Here is a 19924-nt window from a genome sequence, read left to right as displayed (position 1 = left end):
GTAAGCCCGAGTGTTTCGGGCTTACTTGAATTGCAAGTAGTCGAATCACTTCTTGCCTACCAAATCGACCATAAGTTCATCAAAAGCATCATTTTCTATCAACGGAACTTGCATCTGGAATAAATCAGATTCGCCATCAAGCTGAACAATACATCTACCTTTGTTCAATGTAATAGGTCTCCACCCTTTTTCTGCTAAAACTTCTGCCCCATCGTACATACTGTCTGCGTACCCCTTATCGAGCACTTGAAACATAAAAAAATTGCTAAATTGGTCTTTTGTACTTTTCTCAACAGCATCTTTGGTGCTATTTTGCATACATGCTAAGACAAGTACTTTTGCTGACCGCCCTATTTTCAAAATCCGATCCATTGCCAACTTAATCCGTCCAACTTCGCTTTGAGGAATTTTTGATTTAATCTCAGAGTATTCATCAATAAGAAATATTAGACTGCCCCCTTGATATACACCATTAGGACTTCTAGATTCCCTTGCCTCTGCGTTACGCCTTTCCACCTCAGAGAGTACGTACTCTATAATCTCAATTGCCCCTTGTGCAGTATCTGTTACTTTGAAGTTTTTAAGACCTTCCAGAGAACCAAAAGTTAGCAAGGCTTTTAAATCAATACCGACAAACTCATCAACACCATTTGATAGATTTCGCGCTAGCTGATAGATAAGCGCCTTCATGAAATTAGATTTACCCGAACCTGCCTTTCCGACGATCAAGGTAGATTTAAAATCATCAAGATTTTCTAATACTTTCTTTCCGCCATTTGTAATCCCGTAAGTGATAAGTCGACTTTCATCTTCAAGAGTATCGTTGAGCTTTACCAGTGATGGAATATATACCGAAGATTGCTTACAAGTGTGGTCGTGTATCATTAAGCCCGCTCTATTGACTGATACCATTAGATTCTTCCATTCCAAAAACTGTTCGATACTATGAATCCTATTCATAACTGAATCAAATGGGACATCTCTTGCTCCCTCTGAGGTCAATAAAATGTAGTTATCGTCTTCAATATATTCTGCAACTACATCTCCACCGACCACGTCTTTCAGAGCGAACCTATATGGTAATGCTGATGCTCTTGACGCCATGTTGTCGCTTTTAACTTTCTCTCTAAACTCTAGATCAGACTCATCCCTAACTACATTGACAGTCCCGCCCTCTTGATAGATTTTACAATCACTCCATCCCATGTAACTCAAGATACCCTTAGAGACGCATTCAACCAACTCTGCCTTTAAGTACCCGCTTTCAGAAATAAACTTAATTACCTCCTTTCCGCCTACTGAATACCAAAAGGATTGGCATAGACTCCCAGAAGAATCCTTCAAATCAAGATTCATACATAGACCAGATACACGTACATGAGGGTCTTTATGCACAGCTTTAGAGGCTGCTATTTCTCTGCTTTTGTCTTCACAGATTTTAATTCGACCTTCGCCATAAGGTGATACTTGTACACTTTTAACACCTAGGTAGTCAGCAAGCTCGTTAGAGCGTGTCTTGATTTCAGATAAGCTTATGGTGCTATATTGAGAGCTCAATATCGCCACGGGTTCACTTTCAGTACCTGTAACGTCAACAACACAACATGAATCGTGTTTATCCTTAATCTCTAAAGCAACAGCCACTGCCTTAAGTTTGTCCCACAATCTACCACTATTTGCATTCTTTATAAGTTCAAGTAGATCAAGGTTCTCTTGTACAACAATCCTATTACCATCTACTACTAATTGAGGGTACGTGAAATCACATACCCTCGCTATCTCAGTTAATGCAGCTTCCACTGTCTTTATGTTTACTGCTCCCTTAATGGGCTCAATAAGAATAGCTAACCTACCTTCGTCACCTCTGCGATCTTTGAATGCACGAGCCATGCAATACTCACCTAACGAACATTTAATATCACAGGTATAGGGAACCGAAACAGCTCGATGCGCTAGATCATCACTTCGTGACATCCAATAAACACCACTATCGACGTAGCTCTGCTTAACGCGACCTTTTAGATCGATATATTCTTTCTCAGCGTCTTCTTTTTTCCAAAAGTTGGCGTAGGCATGTAAAATTTGCTCCGACTCCATCTCCTTTATTAATTGTCCGAGTAACTCCCAGCCTCTTTTCTTATCAAATCGAGCTACCTTTAGTGCCTCACCATATTTTGCATAAAGGTAGTTATGCTCCTTTAAGGCATCAATATATTTACCCCCCTCTGAAGCAATGTGAACTGACGCTAGCTTAGTCCTACCTCGTTCTGAAAATAAGTCTGAATATCTAAGAATTGGTTTCTTGCTCATGCCAATACCACTCTATGTCAATATGGAGATTTCAATCTAAAAGAGTAAGCCGACTCCTTAATAGTCGAAGTCGGCTAAATCCTTTGTTAAGCACTTGTGTATGATGACGCTGCCTTCTTGTCGACAATTCTAATAATCCTATTGTCTAAGGTAGGGTGAGTTGCAAAAACGCTGTCTTCTTCAAACTTGAGTGAAAACATGTAGACATCGAGTTCATCAGGATTAACCACTTCATAGTTACTTGCCCGAATTGACTCCAGAGCTCCAAGAACCCCACAATCTGGGTCTGCTTCAATAGCAAATTGGTCTGCCCTATATTCTCTATCTCGACTCACTTTCATGAGGACGAGTTGAGTCATGATAAAAAAGGTGTATCTGAGAATATTTTTTAATGGTGTTACCAAACCAAAAGAAATTACAGCTTCTTGAAATGCCTTTGCAAACGCCGCTTTTTGAGTGTCTTTTGTTACGAGGTGACCTAATTCATGATAGAAGATCCCCTTAATCTCCTTTTCTGGTAACTTAAGTGTTTCACTCGAAAAGCTCATGTATCCAGCATCAGTAGTCCCAAGCGCCCAAGCATTTATATCAGCGCTTTCGTACTTCCTTATTGTTGAAGCATCAAACTCACCCGTGTATGAAGAGGCTTCACTGATAAACCCTCTAAACATTTCTTCTTCTTTCTCGTTTAGCCTACTACCCGCATATCGGTCAAAGAACTTTTTGGTTTGGGAGTCAGATATAGAATAGAAGGCGTAAATAAGAGCGCCTAGTGGGTACAAAGTAGCAAGAGAAAAGAAAGTTAGAATCGCCCATGTTAGCTCTTGCGGATCGGGGTTTCCCCACCAATTTAAATGGTCAAGCATATGTATTATCACAGATACATAGGCGATTATGTATGTGACTAAAATTGTTAGAGCAAACATACCCAATGCTATTATCCATAAAGGTACGCCTGTCTCTTTTTGAAGAAATTTATCCATCTTAAAATAGTCCTTCCCGAATTAGACAACTGCAAAGCGGTGACTGCTTTGTTGATATGAGGTGCGTATGAAGAGAGGGAAAAGAGCTGAGCCTTTAGCGTTTTTCTGGACGCCTAAGCCCAGCCCTTTTACTGTGCAGTATTCTATCTACTAGTAGAAAGAAACTATTTATAGATAGACAAAACTATCAATACTTTAATCCCAACCAAAAGAAGATCTTCAGCAAATCTTAAGAAATCAAGTAATCTTTCAAGCAAGTCGATCGACACGCCAACGCCATGATGCGCAGCAAGTAAAACGCCAAGCATTAAAGTAAACTCCTTGAACCTCTTAATTGACTTGTTATTGATTTCCTCTGTTTGTTTGTGACTATTCGTATGCTTAACCATGAATCTAACTTTCTTTAATGGTTATAGTTTTACAGAGCATTCTAGATGCACCGCACAAGGAATAGTTTTATGCAGCTTGACACTTAGAGTCAATAGATTGACCTATCAGTAGTGTCTATTTTTTGACCCACTACTCATACTCTTTATAAATGTGTAAAAGTGTGCATTACAGATAAAATTTTGGCATGGTTTTTATGAACTAACATCTCCTTATATAACACTTATGTTGATTAAAATGTCAGTAAAAACAATGTTTAATAAAAAAGCCAGCCTTGCTGGCTGGCTTTAAGATTACATCCACTGTCTACGTTTTTTTGACTGCTTCCAACTTTTGCTTACAAAGCGTTCGTTGTAGTAGTCGTAATCACGCATCCAAAGGCATTTCACAATGTCACGTCTCTTTGCTCTAGGCGGAAAAGTCATGTCATACTCGTCACGGCTATCGAATGCTCTCGCCTCGTTACCGTTGAACGAAGTTGCCCTGTAGAGTTTTCTCAGTCTTTTGCGTGAATTCTTATCGAACTTGTATCCAGTCGTCGGAACAGTCGTGCTAATTCCCGTTCCAATGCGTCTAGCAAGCCCTTTAGTCCTTACTAGCGCGTCCCAACGCTGTTGATAACGAGCTAGTACAAGCTCTTTAGAAATTACTCGACCTTTATCATCAAGTACAATGTACTTGTTTCCTGTTGCTAACCAAACGTCACTACGAACATAAGATTTGCCACAGTCATATCCTAAACTTTTTCTTATTGAGAAGCTACAAACCTGATTTCTCGTATCTTCAAAACCAGAGCCAATAGGCTTTGCAGAAGAAGTAAACGAGTCACCAATAAGTGTATGAACGCTGTAACAGCGGTTGTAGCGCCCATAGTAAGGCGGTTTGTTTTCAAGGTACACAAAAAGGTCTTTAAGTGAATCAAAACGCTTCTTTGTACCATCAATAGATTTTAAGTATACGATCATGTTATTACCTACTTAGTTTTTTTAGTTACTAAGTCGTTCATAACCTCTTGTTCTGATCATGTAGCGAATCAATTTTCTACCACCTTATGTTTGTTAATGAAATTTCGCCAAAGAAACCTTTACCTCTGACGCGTGGATAATTTGTTGACTAAACTCTTTCACCGATTAGGTTGGACATGTCACCTAAGTTAACGAGTTCTTTGTTGAGCAATGCGGATAGGTCAGACATAGCGACATCCCTATCTTTATACTTAACCTTAATCACAAGATCATCGTCTCCAGATGCTGCAATATACCAATGCTTAATTCCAAAGGTTTTGTTCATCTGATTAGTAACTTCATTGCCGTAAGCCGCTTTGAATTCATCATATGCAGACTCGTAGATGTCGTATGGCAAGTGGTCAAAATCATAATCAGAAAAAAAGCTGATACATACTAATTTTTCACCGCTAGACAGTTGGAATGAACCACACCAATCATCATCTGTACGTTTGAAGAAGCTCACTTCGTCTTGATTTAGTTTCATCCGCTCACCAATAACATCCACCAGCATCAAATTTGAATGACTATAACCTTTTACTCTGAAGCGTCTCTTTCGTTTTGCCATTGAACAATGGAGCAGTCATGTCGTACTACTTTTAGCTTGTTATCTGCCACAAGCCTTTTGATACGACGAATAACGCATTTTGGACTTAGAGTTGTCTCTGTGTAAACACCTTCGACCTCACCTTTTAGCTGCTCATCAAAAACTTCTAGTGCAAACCAGCATCGCTCTCGGAGGTACTGTCGCTTTTCTTTACGAAGGAAGCGCAGATATTCTTTTTCGTTAGCGAAGGCGTCACCATAAATGGACAAGTCATTGCTATGATAGCTTGTGATTCTATCAATTTCCCCGCCCTTAAATCGAACCAAGCAAGGCTCGCCTTTGAAGAAGTGCAGCGTTGCTTGAGCACCACGAAACATTTTTCGATACTTAGGGATTACTTGTATGTGGTTTCGCTTGTACCCATACATTAACCAAGCTGGATACTCACCAGAGAACTCACAAATTTTCTCTATTGCAGCCATAAGACCTTTCTTAATTTTACAATAGTGCCACAATCGTTTTTTTTAACAATTATTGCCACCTTAAAAAACATTCGATATTAAGTCCATTTGTAGATCTACTCCCAAATGGACTCAACAATTATTCACATACTTTAGTGAAGTTCATCAGACTCTAATACTGAGTCGTGGATGTGGGCAATTGAAGCGCGTTTTCTACCACGTGAGTGAGCATCAACTGCTATTTCCATACCTGTGTATAGAGCCAAACACTCAGGCATTCCAGAGATAAGTGAGCCATCACACTCAAAGAGTTTAGGAACAACACCATCACTGCTTCTGATCGTAATGTACGCCTTTTCGTTATCAACAACGTACGTTCTTACTACACCGAAATAAGTGCTTGCTAAGCTCAAGTTTGGCACTGCTCCAGAGTTTACTCCTAAGCTCATCATCTTATTCAACGCAACGGCCAGATCTTTATCCCATACGGTTCGATTCGGCGTATTCACATCAGAGAACGCATACCCTACCACGATGTTTGTTTTACTAACAATAGGGGTCAACCAAACATCAATGGTGTCATAAACACGATAAGGAATTGGCTCTGTCGGAGTCCAACGATCTGCGTTAATACCTAAAGCAGCCTCTACTTGTTTAATAATCGCCTCTTCATCTGGACTAGCTGTGCTATCAGGGTAATAGAGTGAGATATTGCCAGTAATAGGGTCAGCATAGACCATACCCGCACTTGCGTTGTTGCCACTCTTATTCGTCAATCCCGTGTAAAACGCCTTTCCGTTTGAAGTACCTACAACATCAACGAAGTAAAGTGTTTGAGTTTCATTCAGAGAAGTTGGAACCATCAGACTTTGGTTCCCAAACAAACCTTTAATGAAGCCGTTTCGGAATCGTCCCCAGCTATTCAGGCGTGATAGGAGAACTTTTTCTGATATTGAGTAGTTCATCCAACTTGGTGGGTTGCCATGTTCAAATTCCGTCATGTCGCCAGTAACAGCATCCACAATTACGCCACCATCAAAGATGTCGTTTGAATAGCCAACACCATTCTTACTAAAGAACTGCACGAAGACAGGTCGTCCCTTGTCGTCGATCATGAACTTTCGCTCTTGCTTATTGCGAGCTGGATAATTAGTCACAATCAGGCGCTTCAAGTTGTCACCAAAAGAGGCGGATGGAGAGAAACGCATGTGGCTTTTCACTAGCTCAGGTTCATAATCAGCAGTGTCAGCTTTCACTTTCACATAACCATAAATTCCGTCAGCTCGCATCTCTTTCAGGATGCTTTTATGCTCCAGAGGGGCAATCCAGTACTGGCGCGAATCAAAGTACTGTAAAGTCATTGTTTCCTTATTGATGCCGTACATAGCACCTAACTGAAGCCCGTCGTCTGTTCGCTTACCCAGTGCCTTTTTAGCGACTTCATATGCAGCATCTTTTGGCATAACGCGCATTTCTGGCTCTTCAACCGATGCAAATAGAGACTGTTCCACCTCTGAGATATCAAGTAGTTCTGCAATCTCTTTGTGTCGAGTAATACTTGAAGAGGTGACAGCCCAAAATGCAGCAACCATTACTACACAAACACCCAGAACCCAACGTAATCGGATAATCTCCTGACGGTATTCAATGTACTCTCCCAAACCTCCAGTAAAGGCGGTTCTGTGAATGACCGCCAGTGCAAAAATTGCGAGAAGTACGATCAGAAAGTTAACAGAGAAATACAGTGAGGCCATTGCACACCAACCAAAGATGTACCCTATAATTACCGCGAAGGATACACCCTTTAAGAGAACTGCAACATTGCCCAATATTGATCGTGTACGATTCAGGAACATAACATGGGGTGCGAAAATCCCCATACAAAGTTGGATAACAATGGCTAATGTCGTCCAATAGAGAAATTGGTTCATAAAATACTTACCTTTTGCCGCCCTCTTAAACAGAAGTCGGGTGGAGTCATAGTGATAAGGGCATTGCTGCCCTAATTTTTAAAATCGAACAAACACAGCAAACAACAAACTTCAATAACGCTTGCCTTCTGTTGTTTGGCTCATTGGATCTTTCAATAATTCCCAAGTGTTAATGGGAAATCTTCTTCCTTTGTTTGGGGTTTAAAGTCACTCAAAGGACGACCTATTACGTCTTTGCAAGCTTTGTAGTAAAGCGAGTTTCCGCTTTTGCTCACGGTGATGGCTTGCTTATCCACTAACCCATCCAAAGCGGCTTTTGATCGCGAGTGAATCTTTTCTGCATTCGCAAAACTTACCTCTTCGGTGCCTCGCCCAAACAAAGCCATTGCGATGATTTCTTCATCTCGTGTAAGCATGACTGCCCCCATAATTTTACCCAACCTCGCGAAAGTTCTCGTCCATTTGCAACAACAGGTTTGATTCAATGTCGTCGTCTGTCAGTTGTGAGTTTTCCCTAAAAATAGGTTTACCATAACAAGCGTCACGGAATTTGGAGTCAATCAATCTTGGCATGTAATTGGTTCTTCTTACGCTCAAACCCGCAACATTAAACTGGCGTTTTGAGCATTCATGCTCGATAGCGAGTTTCAGGCCAATCAAGTCTTCTAAAGCGGCAGCCTTGAGTGAGAACTCATCAATCATAGGAGACCCCTTTTGTGCAATCATAAGTAGCACACGGCGATCTACAACAATACTTCGGGACTTACCCTTTTCACTTGATTCCAAATACCCTTTCTTCCTAAGGGCGTTGACATGCTCTTGCATCCCATTTTGGCTCTTCATTGAGAAGGCTTCAGCCAGTTCTTTGATGGTGTAATAACCGCCGCCAGAAAGTTCTCGCTGAATGATTGTAAGTAGGACAGTTCTCTGTCTTTCAGTTAATGGTGAAAGCATGATTGTCATGGTTCCCGTTGTAAATTTTGAGCCATAGTACCACAAATAAATACAGTATCAACTGTTTTAAAAAACTTTGTAACAACACCAAAATAGTGGCATTATGATTCAATTCTCAATATTCAAAACAAACAAAAACGCCTAATAGTTTTGTTCAAATGAATAGTGGGACTCTTTTTGATGGTAAAATCAGAAATTAACTCGGCACTCCAACCGCTATAGACGACTCATAAGACATACTACGTTCTTTGGCTGTAAATTCTTTAGTCATAGTGAATCATTGTCTCATTAATGCTGCCTATGAATGGACGGTGTAAAGCATGTGCAATCGTGGTGCTTGTTACCCTGTCGAGCTAAACATAAACCAACAAGAAGAGATAGATTATGCAAAACTGCGTTGAAGTCATACAACTGATGTCTACCCCTTTAAAATCTGAGTGTTTAATTAAGCTCACAAAAGACACAGATCAGTTTAAAACTCTTACTAATTGGAAGTTACCATTGCTTGTAACTATCGAGGGGTTTGAGTACGACGACACTGACTATAAAGGGAATGCCGTCAAAAGTGTGTTTGAGAACAAGATTCTAATCAGAGACTCAATTGGCAATACACTCTATCATGGTAGTGTCGTTGAGGTGGAGGCCAACCCCTTTGATCAAGAAGAGTCCGGAAAGTACAACAACAACGTATTCAACCTCATATCTGCATTTATGGACTTCGAGTGCTCGGTCGACGAACGCGACGCTCTAACCATACTAAGCTCGTTGTTTCCGAGTGAGGTTATGGTAGACGGAGAATCTACTGACCATGACTGCGAATGTTGCGGGTTCTTTACCAACTCAACACTAGAGTTAACCCACACGTCTCTTTTGGATGAATCTGGAAAGTTAGCATCAGCATCATACTTCTATGATGGACACATGGGGAACACGTTTGTCCCAAACGTACTTTGCTTAATCTCATTCGCTCTAACAGGTAAAGCTCAAACTGAGTTTTCCGACTACTAGAGCTCTTTTAATCACCACTCATTTAGATGGGTGTTTTAACCAAAAAGTAATTAAGCATGAACTCTCAAAAAAATAACGAAGCGATGAAGATAAATACCGAAAGCGTATCTTTCACCTACGAACACAATGTACAAGTACAGGTTCAAACAGAAAGCCGCACAATTGAACTTCCTCACTACAGAAAAAACCCAGATGAAGACCATACAGGTGATGACTCTTATGTGTTCGTTGACAAAGAATGCAATATGACAATTATCGAGTTTTTCGACTGTGGGCAAACTGTTTGCGTTTCGAGTGACAAGCTAAAAGGTTTTAATCATAAAGACCAACTTGAAGGTTACTACACCCCTATCACAAAAGAAGAGTTCGAGACCCAATTAGTAAACGCAATCGCCATGCTTTTACCTAAAAACTCAGCAGACCCATTTGCATCACTTTTGAATAACATCCCTAAGTCGACTGAAGAGCAATAATAGTACCTGTATCGTGCTTTTGTTGTGTGATTAGAAGGTAGGGGTTCCATTTAAGAAAAGGATATCCTAATCTTTTCTCACCAATCGCGAAGATTGCTTTTGATTGGTAAACAATCGGAGAGTCACTACCGTTAAGTGTGAAGTTAAAGAAATCGGAGAGTCACTACCGTTAAGTGTGAAACTAAAATTCAGGTGCCACAATTTCTTGTAGGTTGCCATGGAAAATACCCAATGAAGACTCTGCTAACGCGGGGTCTTTTTTTTGATGCTGGTGGATGTCTAACACTTAACGACTTACTTTCCCAGCTTGATAGATGAAGGGAGGGAATACTTTGTGCAAAAAAAAGCCCTGAAGATTCAGAGCTTAGATTAGTGGTTTGAGAGGTCAATTCACCAAAAGCGAATTAAGCGTGAACGATAAATAACTTATATCTTTCGGCCAAATCTTTTGCGTAATCTTCTAGCACACCTAAAGAGTCTGAGTTACGAGGGGAGTAACCAAAAGTTCTTCTTAGAACATACTCACTGACCCTGTCTACAGAGTTAATCTTATCGAGCACTATAATATAACTATTTGCGTAAAGTGCAGGAACATCTCTTAACAAGGTGTCAGAATCCTCCTCGTGCTCGCAATAGAACATGTTCATGGGACTACCAAAACGGCCTACAGACGGCATAGTAAAGTAGTAATCGAGCTTTCTCTTGTTGGATTCAACAAAGATGCTAGGTAAGTTAGCATCCAGCACGTTACCACTAAAATCTAAGTTGTATACTACGCGACATGTTTTTGCATAGACCGCCATTAAGAAAGCGAGTTCTTCTCCAACAAAAATGTTGTGTTCCCCGCTTGAGTACATGATCTCTTTCGCATCAAACTTGCAATCACTTCTGTTGGTTGAAGTGATTCTAGAAAGTACACTTACCAATTTCTTTACATCTTCGAGCGCAGCGGTAACTTCCTTCATCTTGCCGCTTGGTACGCTATCGAGATCCGTTAGGTCACATCCATAAATTCGAGAGAATAAGGGTATTACATCTGATGCTTTAGTTTTACAGCCCCAGTTTTCATTCAGCTCTTCACGCTCAAATGCTTTTAATAGGTTTTTGAACGTATATAAATCAGGAGACAATACCTTCCTTACAAAACCATCCAAACCTTGTTCAGCACTCTTTAACTGTCGTAGCAAAGCACTCATCATCTCTGAATAAGCATTCTTCTCTTCTCTACATCTGCCTAACTTACTTAGGGATGTTTGAAGAGAGCCAAATAATACTTCAAGGATGAATTCGTCATGTAAGTTCTCAAAATAAATCTTACTTTGCGACAAGCTATCGACGTCAAAGCCTTGTATCACCTTGCTAGACACTCCAGCTTCGTTAAGAGCAGATGCAATGTGCTCAACAGAGCCGATCTCAATTGCCCAAATGGTGCCATTATGAATAACCGAGTTGTTAACCAATACTGCATCGCGGCACATGGACATCGCGCTACCAACAAACATGTTACCTCTAGAGAGCTCCACTTGGCTAAATGAAGCTACTGATTCAATGGGACTACGAGGCAACTCCTCATCTTGAAACCCGACACCCTCTGTCCAAGTGTCTAATTTAGCCCTAACACTAGAAGAAAGACCATCTACAAACGTTCTATCATCAACGTAGTCATGATGATGTGCCAGTAATTTACACAATGTATCATCGATAAATAAGCGCTTACTTACCTCTAACTCATTAGTGCTTAAAACCAACTTGTTTTTCACCTTCCTAACTTTTCGTGATGAATAACTATCGTCGATGAATGGCTTAGAAAAATACTCGAACAATGAATTCATGGCATTGTAGAGGCTCTCCTGCTTTGCCATGCATTTGTTGTCCTGTGATATATCGAAAAAACGAGAGGAGTAAGCTAAGTAAGCAGAATGAAAAACAGCAGATCTTGTTTTGAGATGATTTTTATGGAAAAACATTTTTGGATAAACTTAGTTAACCAAATGCAAAATAACAACCACCAGCTCCAAACTAATCTAACGAAGAAAAACAGGTGTTACCATTGCACCTGACTATCCTCTGCACCATTGATTACGGAATGTCTTGTGCGGAGAAGGATTAACGCCCAGAGCTTAGGTGGACACGCTTTGAACGTGCCCGACATCAACTTAAGCGTCAATCAGATTAATGCGATTCAAATCACATATACGCTTCTACTAATATGGGGAAGTAGATGACTCACCTTTTCCTTCAAAGAGCTTTACCACTGTAGCACCCTTATGTTTACTGTTAGGCGATGTAATCACCCATCCATTAGGATCGGCATTTTCACGAACCGTACAATCATCGTTAAGCTCAGGAGTACAACTCAGTCCATAGAAGAGCATAACCTTGTCACCATCCACAAGGACTCTCATTACTGGATTCGCAGTATGATTCTTATAGTACCTGTTCATTGTTAGGATTTTCTTTTCAGCCTGCTCACTATCGATAGTGCTCTTGATACGATACCAAGTAGGTGACTCTGGAAACTCACCTCGACGCGGCTCCCATTTTTCACGCCACTCCTCCTTGCTCTTATCACTAGTCCACCCGCTGCGCCACTCACCTTCTATTGAAGACGGAACCCCAATCCCAATTGAAGCGCTAGCGCAGCAACCACTAACCGAGCCATACCCAAACCCTGCACCACCACCATTAATATCGCCAACTACCATCCGCGATATACCGTAGTAACCGCCCAAGCTGCCTGCCTGCCCTATTGAGGCCACGGTCTTAGGCGCAGATTCTTTGCCGCAACCAGTCATCAATACCGTCAAACCTAAAACAGTTAATGCCTTACACTTCATTATCGAACACCACACGCTTCAACTGATTACCTTCTCTAGTTACATCATTCACGACTCTGTCATACATCGTTTCACAGCCTGCATTTATCAAGGCGTCATGAGGACGGTGAACCCAGAACTTGCCGTTCTGTTCAATTTCACGTTGCCAAACCGCTGGCTGAATTGACCCTACAGGAAGATCGAGAAACTTGCCACATAGAGACCCTAATTCAACATCTACACCTGTCTGTTTGGAGTAGTCTATTGGTAAAATATATTCGTCATCCTGCCACGCTACCCCCACCTTAGCAGCCTGCTGTTTCATCCTCTCTAATGGCAATGCAGATAGACCGTTACTTATCGCTTGGAGTTCGTAATAGTAAATGACACCATTAACCAACGTAACCAAACCATGCACACCGTGAGACTTACATTCCATTTGCCATCGCGAATCTGCTTCCTTGAATGCCAAATCCGATATCGCTGATGCCTCATATGAGGATTGAGCTCCTCTTACACGCTCAACAATTGACTCTGTTTTAATAAGCTCTCTGTTGTAAGTCGCAGCTGGTGGAATGCCATACCGCTCAGGAAGGCTTGTATTCTTATATTGCTCCTTGGAAGGGTAACCACCACCAATATCTGTATGACAGCCCGGAAATACCTCCTGATGGAAGTTACTAGCAAGGAGTCCATCGCTTGCGAATAGAGATGTTAATGGGAAATTTTTCCTGTATTCATGATAAGCACACGCTTGGTAAACTACTTCGGAACTATCCATATCCAAACCAAGAACAAAGTTACCGTCATCCTGATTACCTGCTAGATAAAATGAACCTACGGTGTCGAAAAGCCCAGTAAACCGAACTCCACAAGTCTTATCTTCTTCTGGGAAATAACCATTCATTTTGTCAAAACATGCAACTGTCTGATCACCAAGTAGATTCGGATAGATATCCCCACATTTCTTCTTAACTCGTGGTTTAGAGTAATCAGGAATACCATCTTTAACAGCATTCACAAAATGTCTTGCCAAGGCTGCACCACGACTAAAGCCAAAAACATCAAACTGAACATGAGTGATAGCATCGTATAACCCATCTCTAATCAGGCCACTGATAATGTCGTAGTACTGATTTGTCCAATTTTGCCATTTGTAAAATGCACCAGTTTCCGTTGTTTCTGACAAGCTGTCGTTATAGATCGAGTTAAGAGCACTGTCTGCCAGAGGCACATTCATAACATCAACGCCGAACGCTTGAGCAAGACCGCTTTCGTCTTTACCTTCATCGATTAGCTGAGGGTTTTTCCATGCGTCATCGACCGTTCCCACGCCAGAAACATAGATTTTATGCTCAATACCGTCAGCTAAAGGGTAAGCCTCAAATAGCCGAGCTACATTGGTTCGAGACTTAACACCCATTGTCTCCTTGTACTTGTCGTTAAGGTAGTTTTGCCCTGTACCATCAAAGAAAACACCAATGCGTAGAATCTTCTCTTCCACCTTTCGAACATTCAATACTGGGGTTGTTTGAGAAACCCCCTTTTGTGCGAAGATATTTTTTACTGAAGGAGAAAGCCTTGGGTCACTATACTGCCCCCACACGTTACCCAGAATATAAAACCCTCCCTCTTCAAGTTCCGATAAAGGAGATGGTGATTCTGAGTTCTGCTTTTCACTTATTGATGATGTGGTCGCCTGAACAATAAGCTTATCACCCGATTTGAGTGACATAGGGTCACTCTCAAACTCAGGATTAAGACCAAGAAGCCCCTTAGGGGACAAACCATACATCGAAGCAATATCAGACCAAGTTTCATGTTGACCACCATCTTTAGGTCTGACCGTATGCTTCTTACTCTCAACAGATTCTGAAGAGCCTTCAGCTAACAACTGTCGCTCCATCGGCTTTTGGTTCAATGATTCCACCATTGCCACCGTGTCCAGAAGAGTTGCGTTAGTACCCAACCATTCTGCGTTCACTTCAGCTAACTGATCGTTCGTCATCTTCCTGCGGGAGTACATGATATGTTGAGGTTTTGGCTCTTGCCCTTCAATCTTGACAGGAATGAGAAGCGCACTATAAATCTGACCACTAATTGGGTCTTCTAAAATTCCTTCTTGGGTTGATCGCGTTACCTTCCAACCCCACTTCCCATCTCCTAATATGTCCAGCTCGTAATATAGCTTTCCATCATAGAAGTAGTAATAAAATCCATGTGTTGCCCAGCCTAACCTCCCTTCCGACTCTACGGATGGAAGCAAAGGAGCAAATTCAGCATTGATATAGTCTGAACCGATGGGTTTTGGTGTAATGTCGAAAGCACTACTCAGCCCAAAATCCTTATGATATTCATGAAGAAGCGCCTTCGGGTCGTCAGTAAGGCATTCACTTGACATAATTGTGTGAAGGGTCGGTTCCACCCCCTCCTCCGATTGCCAACGTTTTACCGCTGGCTCATTCTCAGATTTTCCAATCGTGAAAATGCCCAGTTTTAGGGAAGATATATCGGATTTTGGGGCGTGAACCTTTATACGGCACTCGTAGTTTGCTGTAGGCTCAGAATTGGTTACAGGTATAGGCATTGGAGGCGAAAGGGGCACGTCATCCTGAACAGGCGCATAACCCGCACTTCTCAACCACTTAGGCTCTGGGAATTCTATCGGCATAAAATACACTTCATAATCGAAATGTATATTTTACCAGTAGCATATTGTTTGGTCTTTAAGCAGAGTGTCTGATTGAGACGTCATTTCTACCAAAATAATAGGCAAAATAACGATTTAAGAAAAAGAGGCTTTTGGTTTAACCAAAGCCTCTTTAAATCGAAAAGTTAGATTCACTAAAGTGTTAACCGCCCACCTTCTCGTTTCACCGAAGCAGGCTCTGTCATGGAAGGATATGAATCTTTACGTTCCTTAATCATCCTTGCTATTTTATCAGCAAAAGGATTCGGCGGAGCCTCACTTCGCAAAATCTTTTGTTCACTATTCTTCTCAAGACGATTTCTTTCCTTTTCTGACTTAAGCATCGCTAGTCGCTCAGGGCTGAAGACCTTATCACCGATTGATACTGGCTCTACGGACAATCTTTCTGCCGCCTCATAGTTTAAATACTCGCCGTAATACGCATTTCTTCTTTCTTGCGGAATATTGCTTGCATACTTCACATGCCTATGAAGAACACTTAAAAACTTCGTATTATCAGACAATCGACTTTCGATCTCTGCCACACGCTCTGGTGAATTTAACCATCTTCTCTCTTGTAGAGTCGAGACAATAATGGACTCTGTCTTCAAACTCCCAAAAACATTATTTTCCAGCATATAGCGAATAGAAGAGCAAAGCTCATCCATTAAATAACTAGGATCGTCACTGGATGCGGCAAAGTTGATAACTTTCATTTGGTTGTTTTATTTAAATTTTACGAAATTTCAAAAAAACTTTCCAAAAAACCAAAAAAAACATTGACTCATAATACCACTATGCTAGAGTTCTTCCCGTACAGAGAAATCAGACTCCAAATGATTTCACTGTTTACAAGTACTTTACTTAACCTAGTAATACTTTAGGCTCTAATGGACTTACCATCCAAGCGTGGAACTAACCACTCTACGACTAATGTTGCCTAACACCCTTAGAAATAAGGGAAAATTTTAAACTGTAGCTAAATTGAATTTGCGCTTCTTCTACCGCGCTAGGGCAACCACCCAATTCAAGATTTAGCTGAGGACTAACCACCCTCTGTCAGCTCCGAAAGCCTCGATACGAAAAGTGTCGGGGCTTTCTTGCATTTGCTTTCTACCAAAAGAATTACTTTAATTAGATAAAAATTAAGTGACATGAAAAAAGTAACTCTTTCACTACTCACGTTAGCAATATGCTCTACACCTGCTCTTGCTCACAACAAAACAACTTACAAACACCCACTAGACCCACTCAATATGAAGTCTCTAGCTGCCCTTCATTATTCAGACGGTGCCGCACGCGCAGACCTTGGCCTTAATGTATCACCAAACATACTTGCAAGAGCACATGTTACTGATGAAGGAAGCATGTCATTTGGCGGTGGTGCTGTGATCAAGTTGTCGGAACGCGATGAGTGGGGAACCGGACTTATTCGTACTGGCGTATCCTTCGGCGCTGAACACAATGACTTCGACGAAATTGGAACAAAAACGTCTCTCGACGCAAAATTTGTTGTAAGTGAATACCTAAACAGACAACGTGAATTTCTGCTGACTGGAAATATCGGAGGTAGATACATCACCACCGACTACTACAATGTCGAAGACTCAAAGGTTCAGTTCATTGCTGGTGGAAGTGCGTTTTATGTAAAAAACCCCCTTTATATCGGCGCTTCTGTTGATGCTGCTGTTGATGACGAAACTGCAATCAGCTTAACACCAAAAATTGGCTACACGGTCAACAATGCTGATTTTAATGTAGGTTACCAATATATCGTTGAAGGCTTAGGGGAAGACGAAGTTAGCTTTAATGCAACGTTTAATTTCTAAAAATGAACCAAATGCATATTCATGACGAGATTATGCACGACCTTGTGTGCATACTGCTAAGACACCCAAACAACCACCAATCAACAATTGCTCAGGCCACGCAGTACAAGTTCGATGTTGCTGAAGCGATCGCGGAAGTGCCCCACCACTTAAGAACAGCAGGCGAACTTCCTCTGGACGTCTGCCTTAAACTAGACAGATTAGATCCCGATCCAAAGGCTGATGACAACGACTGGGGGAAAATGGTCAAAGTAGTACTCATCTTACTCAAACAAGAGTTGGAATTTCCAAATCGTTAGAACACCGAGAAGCCGGAGAGAAAATCCGGCTCTCAATCAGAATCCAAACACTCAATGTGATCTACCTAACAAAAACGTGCAGTTCTTAATATTTTCCTGAACTAGAAAAGCACTCAAAAATTAACCTCATAACGTTGATATCTCTACGTTACCAACCCTACTTTTCCACCTTTAACTTTCAATGAACGTGGGTTTGTCTACGTTATTCAGCATTGCCTCATAAAATACTCCCATTTCATGCACTCAAGCACTTGTTTGCAAAGCCCTGCACATCCTTGTACCTTCCATCTCAATAGTTATTGGAGGCAGTATGTTAGCGCTAAAATTAGATACGCACGGGAAAAACAAAAAACAAAAAGAAGAAGCAATGGAGGCATTGAAAAAACTCTCAAATGAATCAAACACACTAAATGCTGAGATTAAAGGCCATGAGATAGAAGTTGTTAGCCTGAAATCTAACAGCCCTCACCAATATATCTTCATCGAAATTAAAAAAGCTGAAGAGCAAATTGCAAAAGAAAATAACGAAATATTCGAACTTATCAACGAAAGAACGTCAGCCTTTTACTCTGAAGACATGAATGCAGTTTTACAAATCCAAACCCGCCTCGCACAAAAAATTGAAAAAGGAAAACACCTTCAAGAACAACATGAAAGGTTGATAACCCAAGCTGGGCAAACGTGGGTAAGAGTAAAAGAACTTGAGCGCAAAACCATTCAAAAACTAAACCGCTTATGCGAAATTAATTTAGAACTGGCAAACCTCGGATTTAGAAAAGCATAAACACAAGTTCGTTAAACAAAAGTGGAACAACGCACTCTTTGATACACTTCAAAGAAACGACAAAAAACAATTAGAAGATTATGCAAAGTCTACATTACTGTTACATCGCAAACGGTTTTACATTCAAGATAGCCACTTACTTATGATCTACATTACTTATTGAATTAATTGCATTTATTACAAATAAAGACTCTTTTTCTCAGGTTTGAGAATTAACATCTTTTTTGCATTTACATTGTTGTTGGGAATTGAAAAATAAATTTACTGTTATTAGAAACAGAAATATTTTTATGCTCAAAGACATATTTAGATTTAAACAGTCACAATCTGTTAAAAATGAACCGATTAAGCTGTTTTCTGGAAGTGCTAGTGAAGTCGCAAAAGCTGTTTCCGAACTAAACCCTAGTGACGCAGCTTTTGCAATTGCATTCGTATCTTATGAGGTTTCTCATTTCGAACAAGCTATCAACGACATCAAAAACGCGCTCCCTGAAAACAGCAACTTTATTGCAACGACGGGCTCCGGACAAATCAATAATGAAACAGATGATTTTTACTGTGTAGAAACTACGCCGGAAGTATCATTAATGGCCTATTCCGCCGATCTAATCGATGAAGTAAGTATCCACACGATACCTCTTTACATAGATCACCGCGAGCAGGGTAAACCTAATGCTCAAGCCAGAAGAATTAAAGATCATCTTAGTACGCTAAACATCCCGTTCACACTTGACCATAGTAACTCTTTTGCCTTAACTCTAATCGACGGACTTAGTAGCTCTGAGACGGCCTTTATGGAGGCTGTATACAGAAGCAAGTGTTTCCCTTGTAACTTCATTGGTGGTTCCGCTGGTGGCTCCTTGGACTTCGACAAAACACTTATGTTTGATGGCACAAACGTAGTTCAAGGCTCTGCTGTTGTTGCTTTTATGAAGGTTAAGGAAAATTACTGTTTTGACATCTTCACCTCTCGTAACTTTAGCCATACTAAACGAAGCTTGAAAGTAGTTGGTGCCAACCCACTCCAAAGGAAAGTAACCCACGTATTAGGTGAAAACCAAGAACCTGTACCAATCATCGATGCTATGCATCTTGCATTTGGAACTAAAACGCCGGAACAACTTCAAGAAAAACTAAGCGCTCATAGTTTTGCTATCGTGAATGAAGGACATGATTTTGTTCGCTCAATTGCTGGATTGGACTTTGAAAATAACTTTGTTAGTTTCTTCTGCGAAATAGAGGCTGGCGATGAGCTCTTCATTGTCTCTAGGGAAGATATTGTAAGCTCAGTAGAGAGAGATCTTCGAGACTTCTTGTCTGGAAAACCCCAACCCATTGGCGGCATAGCGGTGGACTGCATTCTACGCCGACTTAACAATTCCAATCGTCTCAAACACTTCAACTCTTTCACAAACTTCGGAGCTATTGCTGGCTTTTCGAGCTTTGGTG

General features: G+C 41.0%; 18 protein-coding genes and 1 pseudogene. 6 read left to right on the top strand and 13 right to left on the bottom strand.

The annotated features are described in order from the left end of the window. Positions 1-45: 45 nt before the first annotated feature. The 9 genes from KJB35_RS01475 to KJB35_RS01435 form a co-directional block, all read right to left on the bottom strand. Positions 46-2310, bottom strand: coding sequence for an FtsK/SpoIIIE domain-containing protein (locus KJB35_RS01475; protein ID WP_285469088.1), 2265 nt, complete (start codon positions 2308-2310; stop codon positions 46-48). Positions 2311-2396: 86 nt separating this feature from the next. Continuing rightward, the gene (locus KJB35_RS01470) at positions 2397-3293 is read right to left on the bottom strand and encodes a M48 family metallopeptidase (protein WP_285469087.1); all 897 of its coding nucleotides are present in this window, start codon (positions 3291-3293) and stop codon (positions 2397-2399) included. Positions 3294-3457: 164 nt separating this feature from the next. Next, on the bottom strand, positions 3458-3601 hold the full coding sequence (locus KJB35_RS01465; protein ID WP_285469086.1) for a hypothetical protein: 144 nt from the start codon (positions 3599-3601) through the stop codon (positions 3458-3460). Positions 3602-3973: 372 nt separating this feature from the next. Next, entirely contained in the window at positions 3974-4645 is a 672-nt protein-coding gene (locus KJB35_RS01460) for a hypothetical protein (protein ID WP_285469085.1), read from the bottom strand. A 148-nt stretch (positions 4646-4793) separates the two neighbouring features. Beyond that, positions 4794-5171: a hypothetical protein gene (locus KJB35_RS01455; RefSeq protein ID WP_285469084.1), complete on the bottom strand. Its 378-nt coding sequence runs from the start codon at positions 5169-5171 to the stop codon at positions 4794-4796. A gap of 50 nt (positions 5172-5221) precedes the next feature. Next, positions 5222-5713 carry a hypothetical protein gene (locus KJB35_RS01450; protein ID WP_285469083.1) on the bottom strand — a complete coding sequence of 164 codons (492 nt, stop codon included), beginning with the start codon at positions 5711-5713 and terminating at the stop codon, positions 5222-5224. Between the two features lie 131 nt (positions 5714-5844). After that, entirely contained in the window at positions 5845-7623 is a 1779-nt protein-coding gene (locus tag KJB35_RS01445; RefSeq protein ID WP_285469082.1) for a hypothetical protein, read from the bottom strand. 152 nt (positions 7624-7775) lie between these two features. After that, a complete protein-coding gene (locus KJB35_RS01440; RefSeq protein ID WP_285469081.1) occupies positions 7776-8039 on the bottom strand; it encodes a hypothetical protein in 264 nt (87 codons plus the stop codon). 16 nt (positions 8040-8055) lie between these two features. Continuing rightward, positions 8056-8577: a hypothetical protein gene (locus KJB35_RS01435; RefSeq protein ID WP_285469080.1), complete on the bottom strand. Its 522-nt coding sequence runs from the start codon at positions 8575-8577 to the stop codon at positions 8056-8058. A 384-nt stretch (positions 8578-8961) separates the two neighbouring features. Here KJB35_RS01435 and KJB35_RS01430 point away from each other — a divergent pair, with 384 nt between their 5' ends. Together KJB35_RS01430 and KJB35_RS01425 are read left to right on the top strand one after the other, a co-directional pair. Further along, positions 8962-9585 (top strand): hypothetical protein, encoded by a 624-nt coding sequence (locus tag KJB35_RS01430; RefSeq protein ID WP_285469079.1) that lies wholly within the window; start codon positions 8962-8964, stop codon positions 9583-9585. A gap of 56 nt (positions 9586-9641) precedes the next feature. Further along, on the top strand, positions 9642-10058 hold the full coding sequence (locus tag KJB35_RS01425; protein ID WP_285469078.1) for a hypothetical protein: 417 nt from the start codon (positions 9642-9644) through the stop codon (positions 10056-10058). A gap of 404 nt (positions 10059-10462) precedes the next feature. On the opposite strand, the gene KJB35_RS01420 is transcribed toward KJB35_RS01425, so the two are convergent. The 4 genes from KJB35_RS01420 to KJB35_RS01405 form a co-directional block, all read right to left on the bottom strand. Further along, positions 10463-11920, bottom strand: coding sequence for a hypothetical protein (locus tag KJB35_RS01420; RefSeq protein ID WP_285469077.1), 1458 nt, complete (start codon positions 11918-11920; stop codon positions 10463-10465). Between the two features lie 342 nt (positions 11921-12262). After that, complete coding sequence (locus tag KJB35_RS01415) at positions 12263-12895, bottom strand: hypothetical protein (RefSeq protein WP_285469076.1); 633 nt, start codon at positions 12893-12895, stop codon at positions 12263-12265. Next, a complete protein-coding gene (locus KJB35_RS01410) occupies positions 12885-15545 on the bottom strand; it encodes a phospholipase effector Tle1 domain-containing protein (protein ID WP_285469075.1) in 2661 nt (886 codons plus the stop codon). The genes KJB35_RS01415 and KJB35_RS01410 overlap by 11 nt, the downstream gene beginning before the upstream one ends. Positions 15546-15718: 173 nt before the next feature. Further along, on the bottom strand, positions 15719-16279 hold the full coding sequence (locus KJB35_RS01405; protein ID WP_285469074.1) for a hypothetical protein: 561 nt from the start codon (positions 16277-16279) through the stop codon (positions 15719-15721). A 438-nt stretch (positions 16280-16717) separates the two neighbouring features. Between KJB35_RS01405 and KJB35_RS01400 the strand changes: the two genes are divergently transcribed. The 4 genes and pseudogenes from KJB35_RS01400 to KJB35_RS28420 all read left to right on the top strand — a co-directional run. Next, entirely contained in the window at positions 16718-17392 is a 675-nt protein-coding gene (locus KJB35_RS01400; protein ID WP_285469073.1) for a hypothetical protein, read from the top strand. Between the two features lie 11 nt (positions 17393-17403). Continuing rightward, positions 17404-17691, top strand: a complete 288-nt coding sequence (locus tag KJB35_RS01395) for a hypothetical protein (protein WP_285469072.1) — start codon at positions 17404-17406, stop codon at positions 17689-17691. A 310-nt stretch (positions 17692-18001) separates the two neighbouring features. Further along, positions 18002-18475, top strand: coding sequence for a hypothetical protein (locus KJB35_RS01390; RefSeq protein ID WP_285469071.1), 474 nt, complete (start codon positions 18002-18004; stop codon positions 18473-18475). A gap of 290 nt (positions 18476-18765) precedes the next feature. Beyond that, positions 18766-19917 (top strand): annotated as a pseudogene (locus KJB35_RS28420) (FIST signal transduction protein); the annotation flags it as partial. Positions 19918-19924: the final 7 nt, after the last annotated feature.

The organism is Vibrio sp. D431a (assembly GCF_030248655.1).
In the GTDB taxonomy this organism is placed as follows: domain Bacteria; phylum Pseudomonadota; class Gammaproteobacteria; order Enterobacterales; family Vibrionaceae; genus Vibrio; species Vibrio alginolyticus.
This window is presented reverse-complemented; position numbering and strand designations above follow the sequence as displayed.

Bases quoted from the DNA above. Each gene is read 5' to 3' on its own strand.
- KJB35_RS01465 (WP_285469086.1), bottom strand. From the start codon at position 3,601: ATGCTTGGCGTTTTACTTGCTGCGCATCATGGCGTTGGCGTGTCGATC.
- KJB35_RS01395 (WP_285469072.1), top strand. From the start codon at position 17,404: ATGCATATTCATGACGAGATTATGCACGACCTTGTGTGCATACTGCTA.
- KJB35_RS01405 (WP_285469074.1), bottom strand. From the start codon at position 16,279: ATGAAAGTTATCAACTTTGCCGCATCCAGTGACGATCCTAGTTATTTA.
- KJB35_RS01475 (WP_285469088.1), bottom strand. From the start codon at position 2,310: ATGAGCAAGAAACCAATTCTTAGATATTCAGACTTATTTTCAGAACGA.
- KJB35_RS01470 (WP_285469087.1), bottom strand. From the start codon at position 3,293: ATGGATAAATTTCTTCAAAAAGAGACAGGCGTACCTTTATGGATAATA.
- KJB35_RS01455 (WP_285469084.1), bottom strand. From the start codon at position 5,171: ATGAAACTAAATCAAGACGAAGTGAGCTTCTTCAAACGTACAGATGAT.
- KJB35_RS01425 (WP_285469078.1), top strand. From the start codon at position 9,642: ATGAACTCTCAAAAAAATAACGAAGCGATGAAGATAAATACCGAAAGC.
- KJB35_RS01415 (WP_285469076.1), bottom strand. From the start codon at position 12,895: ATGAAGTGTAAGGCATTAACTGTTTTAGGTTTGACGGTATTGATGACT.
- KJB35_RS01420 (WP_285469077.1), bottom strand. From the start codon at position 11,920: ATGGCAAAGCAGGAGAGCCTCTACAATGCCATGAATTCATTGTTCGAG.
- KJB35_RS01430 (WP_285469079.1), top strand. From the start codon at position 8,962: ATGCAAAACTGCGTTGAAGTCATACAACTGATGTCTACCCCTTTAAAA.
- KJB35_RS01400 (WP_285469073.1), top strand. From the start codon at position 16,718: ATGAAAAAAGTAACTCTTTCACTACTCACGTTAGCAATATGCTCTACA.
- KJB35_RS01460 (WP_285469085.1), bottom strand. From the start codon at position 4,645: ATGATCGTATACTTAAAATCTATTGATGGTACAAAGAAGCGTTTTGAT.
- KJB35_RS01435 (WP_285469080.1), bottom strand. From the start codon at position 8,577: ATGCTTTCACCATTAACTGAAAGACAGAGAACTGTCCTACTTACAATC.
- KJB35_RS01450 (WP_285469083.1), bottom strand. From the start codon at position 5,713: ATGGCTGCAATAGAGAAAATTTGTGAGTTCTCTGGTGAGTATCCAGCT.
- KJB35_RS01440 (WP_285469081.1), bottom strand. From the start codon at position 8,039: ATGCTTACACGAGATGAAGAAATCATCGCAATGGCTTTGTTTGGGCGA.
- KJB35_RS01390 (WP_285469071.1), top strand. From the start codon at position 18,002: ATGTTAGCGCTAAAATTAGATACGCACGGGAAAAACAAAAAACAAAAA.
- KJB35_RS01445 (WP_285469082.1), bottom strand. From the start codon at position 7,623: ATGAACCAATTTCTCTATTGGACGACATTAGCCATTGTTATCCAACTT.
- KJB35_RS01410 (WP_285469075.1), bottom strand. From the start codon at position 15,545: ATGCCGATAGAATTCCCAGAGCCTAAGTGGTTGAGAAGTGCGGGTTAT.